Annotated in this window: 3 protein-coding genes; all 3 read right to left on the minus strand. The window is 53.5% G+C overall.

Going from position 1 to position 1939, the window contains the following annotated elements:
- The coding region (locus NZ772_18160; protein ID MCS6815480.1) for an FHA domain-containing protein at nucleotides 1-280 on the minus strand (280 nt) is incomplete at its 3' end.
- Nucleotides 277-726, minus strand: a complete 450-nt coding sequence (locus tag NZ772_18165) for an FHA domain-containing protein (GenBank protein ID MCS6815481.1) — start codon at nucleotides 724-726, stop codon at nucleotides 277-279. The genes NZ772_18160 and NZ772_18165, both read right to left, overlap by 4 nt.
- The coding region (locus tag NZ772_18170) for a SpoIID/LytB domain-containing protein (GenBank protein MCS6815482.1) at nucleotides 723-1939 on the minus strand (1217 nt) is incomplete at its 5' end. The genes NZ772_18170 and NZ772_18165, both read right to left, overlap by 4 nt.

A 1939-nucleotide genomic window follows, 5' to 3' on the forward strand; every position in this document is an offset into this window, starting at 1 on the left:
CAAGGATGACCCGCTGCTGACGAGTCCCATTCACTAGCATCCCCAGTCGCGAGCCTTGGTCGGTAATGACAATCGCTCCATCCACACACTCAATCAGGGCATGAAACTGAGATATTTGGCTGTCATGCAGCACCATGCGCGACACCCGTTGGTTGTTCCATTGAGCAGGCATCGCTGCAAATTCTCGACCTAGGGCGATCGGCAGCATTAGCACTGGTGATCGCCGGGTGCCATCAGCAGGCTCATCCCAGGTCAGTTGCAGTCTCAACAGGTCACTCATGGCATAATCACGCTGGCAGCAGATGCTAGGGAGGTGCCACACCAAGGACAACCTAGCTCTAGGCGATCGTAGTCACATATCTGTTGACAGCGGGGACATTGCAGTCCGTAGGCCACAACAGCAGGTAGCGCCACATGACAAGCTTGCACTACCAGCAGCAAATCACCCAGCAGCAGGCGATCGCCTGTGGCTAGGGCAACTTCCGCTTGGGTCACGACTTGCCCATTCACCATGGGTGGATTGCTAGGCCGCAAGTTCCGCAATACAAACCGCTGTTGCTGAGGTTGAAACCCAATGTCCACATGCAAACCCGATACTGTGGGATGACTTAACACCACTTGGCAACGACTAGGATCCCGACCAAGGCGAACTGTACCCATTTGATCAGTTATCTGCCAACTTTTGACCTGCCCGGCTTCTGTCCATACTAAAGTGAGGTAATTCATGGGGTTAACTCTGGAGTAGAGAATGGATCACGCCAAAAGACGATCGTCGGGTTAATGGGTTGCAGTTGTGTGCCTGGGAAGTAAAAGCTAAGGATGCGATCGCTAGACCAACCCAATTCACCTAGACGATAGGATCCAGTTTGGCTCAGCCCTACACCATGTCCCAATCCTCCCCCGGTGAAGACAAAGCCCCTCAGAGTTTTATCGGCACCGTAGAGTGGATCTACGTGGAACAGCAGGCTATTGGGTTCGTACAGAGCATTGAGAATATTGTCTTTGTGCAAATCGAAGCTGCTCCGGTCAGTAGTGACGGTAATGCGTTGCACTCGTCCAGAAGCCGCCCGTTCTGTTACCCGCAGTTGGCGAATAGTGGTGAAATTAGCATGGGGACTGCCAATACTCTGCAAATAGCGCTTGAGAAAAGCATTGACATCCGGTAAGTACCCCGTGGCTTGCCAGCGAAAGTTATGCCAGCCAACTTCATTAAAGCCCTGCCGCAGCTTGATAAAGGCACGAAAGTTTTGCTCATTCGACAAGGGACGATTGGCAAGATCCCAGACAGGGTTGACGGCATCGACAACAGCCCGCAGATAGGGTCGAGGGGAACCGTTCCACACATCGGTGAAGGAGGCAGTGACTCCTCCTGTGGTGGAAGAATAGAGGGCATCCACCAGTTCGTTGCGAAAGGTCAGCACTAGGCCACGGGTAGCCGCGATCGCCCGATCAGTCTTGGGATGAGCACCCTTTAACCCCCAATACACTTGGCACTGAGTATCGGCACAGAGTTCATAGTCATCAATAGCGAAACGACGCAGATTGCGCAGGGCATAGGTACGGGCAAGGATGGCCTGGGCTTCGATCGTTGCCGGTGGCGCTGCTAGGCCGATCTCGTGGGGAACCACACCCCGCAAGTAGGCTTCTAAGGGCACATGGTTCACCAAGGTGTAGGTACCATAGGCATTGGGCTGAATCTCAAGCTTACCGGGATAGAGGCGCTGCACGTGTTCATCCGTGTGTTGATCCACCTGAATGACCTGCTTACCTGCTGTGATTTCTACACGATCGCGGGTGTAACGAAAGCCATTGACGACGATCGAGGCTTTGAGCAACGCGGATTTCACATTCGTCTCAATTCGTACTGTGTCGGCACCCTGGTTCTTGACGCTTTGCACCAACAGCCGTCGCAATAGGGGTGTATTGTAGACATCTCGCT

This window comes from Cyanobacteriota bacterium (assembly GCA_025054735.1).
Lineage (GTDB): Bacteria > Cyanobacteriota > Cyanobacteriia > SKYG9 > SKYG9 > SKYG9.

Excerpts from the sequence above, each read along its gene's own strand:
- NZ772_18165 (MCS6815481.1), bottom strand. The coding sequence starts at position 726 with ATGAATTACCTCACTTTAGTATGGACAGAAGCCGGGCAGGTCAAAAGT.